This window comes from Microcystis sp. LEGE 08355, assembly GCF_015207185.1.
Classification (GTDB): domain Bacteria; phylum Cyanobacteriota; class Cyanobacteriia; order Cyanobacteriales; family Microcystaceae; genus Microcystis; species Microcystis panniformis.
Map to the genome: position 1 here is coordinate 1 of NZ_JADEXI010000619.1, position 2,638 is coordinate 2,638.

Consider the following 2,638-nt stretch of genomic DNA (forward strand, 5'->3'; position numbering starts at 1 on the left):
CCCCTGATCACCCCAAAACCCCAAAACCCTCTAACAACCCGTTGATTAAAAACAAAAATTATGTGCCGGGCTGTGTTAGAATCAACGCTTAAAGAAAAAGCTAAAAGCTAGAAAACCAAACAGGGCATCTAACCTTTAGCTATTCTTGTTCAACGTTACAGTTATCAATGTGTACGAGACATTGGTAACTGTTATTTTTGTTTCTTGAAGCGGGAAACCAATCCTAAACCACCCACAGCCAGAAGTCCGAGGATAGTACCCGGTTCGGGAACGGATTGGTGGAAAGAATTTTGTAATTGGAATAGACCTTCAGTGGGGCCACCAGTATTATTTAGGGTATTTGTGACGGTCAACAGTGTCTTGGGGGCGATAGGGATGAGACCGCTAGGAGGGACCGGTGAGCCGTTAACTGAAACTAAGGAGAGCCCAGGTATCTCAGCAAATGTCTCGGTTACAGTCCCGTAGTTGGATGATACGTCTGAATCCAGGTCAACCCCGACAATAGACTTGTTGGAGCCAATGACCTCGATCGTATATGTGAAAGACCCCCCGGGACCCTTGTTAGGATCAGGGGCATCCTGTGTCAGAGAATCGTATGTGAAATAATAATGACCACCCATCTCGGTCAGCGCAACATCATCCAGAGCCTCGGCCCCAATGCTACCCGAGACGTACGTAACTTTTTTGTCGCCTTCAATAAGAGGAGTTCCGCTCGTCCAATCCGCCCAAGTTAACATCGCGGCACTGGCACTGGTAGCGGTAAGCACCGCGCCGGCGAGAACCCCGATGGCTAGAGAGCCAGAAGCAAAAGTTTTGGTTAATTTGTTGGTTGTCATCATAACTGAATTATCCAGCGTTAATTGTGTGTACTATAGCCATCAAAAGAGGTTAAGCAAGCGTTAAGCTCGCTGATAACTTTTTGTGTGACCTGACATAATTATAGCGAAACTTTTCAAAAAAAACAGGTGTTTTAGAATAGGGTGAGCGCATCTCCAACGCTATTGACCATTGACCAATTTGGTCATCCGCTTGCTGTGTGGGCATTTCAATTGATACCAGTCAATCAAAATAGTTAGGAATTCTTAACATTTGGTCGATTTTTGCTTAACAATTGAGATGGCAAATTCTCCTCAAATATTACTGAATCACTCTCTGGGTAAGCAACTCACATAAATCAAGTTCATTTTGTTAAGGATTGTTAAGATGCGCTTCGCTTACCCTGTGTTTTATAAAACTTTTTTTCGGCAATATTTAGCTATTTTTTGTCAAATTTATAGGGTTTTTTCTTGAAGATCACTGCTGGATTGTTTCTGCTAATTTGGGGCAATAGATTCTCCCGATTCCTCCTCCTCAAACACAGGATAAAGATGTTTTGGCTTGACCCTGGCATCGCTGGTCGTAAACGTCCATATTACTGTAGATGCAGTCTGATTACGTTCTTTTTGCGATGTTTCTATCTCCCTTTTCAGTTCTTCCTTGCTAGAAATCCTGGTTCTTCGGTTTGTGTTATGCAATGGACGAGGGTTATAACGGATGTAACCCTTATTTAGAAAGGCATTTGGCGATTTTTTTCAATTGTCTTTTATCTAGAGCGAACTAATCAATTAAGTCTCTTGCCAGATAAGGATTTAGTCGATTTATGCCACCTTATCCAACCATACCAAGTAACGAAGAACCGAAATCCTTCTATCTAAACATTGCCTCGATAAGACGCTTAGTTCAGTTTCGGCTAAATTTAACCAGCTACCATTACGAGGTGTGTGATAAATTTCCAGTCTTCTAGCTAAACGATGAGCAACGGGTGCTGGAAATGCTTCATAAAGCGAGGCTATGTTATGAGTGTTCAGATTATCACAGACGAGCTTGACTTTTCGAGCCTTTGGATAGTTCACATCCAATAACTTTCGACTATCTCGGTTACTCACCCGTCTCCATCCTCGATGGGGGTCAAAAAACATGAACAAGACTTGAACCCCTTCACGACTATAGTGATAGTCTTCTTTTTTGTCTTGTCCAGCCTCGATAAATTTCTTTAATTAAAACCGGGTTATATAAGGGAGGGCGCACGCAGTCATTGGTGTCAACTTAAGGGAAGAGGTTCCCATATTTGTCGATGGAGAGCCTCTTTCTCTCGATGTCGCTGACGTTCAGCTTTAATCAGTCCAAAAAGTTGAGCGCGTTCGGCTAAATAGCTGATTACATCTGGGTTTTCGCCCCGAGAGAAAGCCTTCGCTACATAGTAAAGGCTTCTAAAAACCATCTCGACAGAAATTTTTTCTGGCGGCTGATGGAGAGCTACAGCCACATCTTGAACTATCTGAATCAGAACAGTATAGAAAATCAAGGTAGTGAGAATTTGGATTTGTACGCCGTTAGTGTGTCCAACCGATAAATAGGCCAGTCCTAAGAGTCGCTTGGTTAAGAGAAAAGCTTCTTCTATCTGCCATCTTCTTCTATACAAATCACAAACTTCTTCAGCGGATAGTTGTTCAGAATCAAGCACGTTTGTCACAGAAATGTTGAATCTCGTAACAAAACTTTACATTTAAGAACATGACAACCCCAGAACGCCATTTTTCAGATTGAATAGACAATTTTCCTAAACCAGTGTACATAGCTGATATGTTGACACATAAAA

The 2,638-nt window shown here is 42.2% G+C and carries 2 protein-coding genes and 1 pseudogene; all 3 read right to left on the reverse strand.

Annotated features, from left to right (window positions below):
• Positions 1–191 precede the first annotated feature (191 nt).
• A complete protein-coding gene (locus tag IQ242_RS21990; RefSeq protein ID WP_193961412.1) occupies positions 192–839 on the reverse strand; it encodes a PEP-CTERM sorting domain-containing protein in 648 nt (215 codons plus the stop codon).
• An 837-nt stretch (positions 840–1,676) separates the two neighbouring features.
• Positions 1,677–2,024: pseudogene (locus tag IQ242_RS22000) on the reverse strand (transposase); the annotation flags it as partial.
• 56 nt (positions 2,025–2,080) lie between these two features.
• Positions 2,081–2,512, reverse strand: coding sequence for a transposase (locus IQ242_RS22005; protein WP_193961413.1), 432 nt, complete (start codon positions 2,510–2,512; stop codon positions 2,081–2,083).
• Positions 2,513–2,638: the final 126 nt, after the last annotated feature.

Coding starts and splice junctions, on each gene's coding strand:
- IQ242_RS21990 (WP_193961412.1), bottom strand. CDS start 839: ATGATGACAACCAACAAATTAACCAAAACTTTTGCTTCTGGCTCTCTA.